Below are 261 nucleotides of genomic sequence, written 5' to 3'. Positions count from 1 at the left end.
GGCGTGCTGGAATATCTAGGCGTGCCCTACACCCATTCCGGCGTGATGACGTCCGCCATCGCCATGGACAAGGTGATGACCAAGCGCATCCTGGCCGCCGTGGGCATGCCGGTGGCCGAAGGCGTCATTGCCAGCAAGGAACAGGTCCTGTCGGGCCATGTCATCGCCCCGCCCTATGTCGTGAAGCCCGTGGATGAGGGCTCCAGCGTCGGCGTGCGCATCGTGCGCGAGAGCGACAATTTCACCATCCTGGAAGAAGAC

The 261-nt window shown here is 63.2% G+C and carries 1 pseudogene; it reads left to right on the top strand.

The annotated features are described in order from the left end of the window. Positions 1-261 (top strand): annotated as a pseudogene (locus Ga0451573_RS19325) (D-alanine--D-alanine ligase); the annotation flags it as partial.

It is taken from the genome of Phosphitispora fastidiosa, from assembly GCF_019008365.1.
Classification (GTDB): Bacteria; Bacillota; Thermincolia; order Thermincolales; family UBA2595; genus Phosphitispora; species Phosphitispora fastidiosa.
The sequence above is the reverse complement of the archived record's forward strand: the minus strand, read 5'-3'. Positions and strand labels throughout refer to the sequence as shown.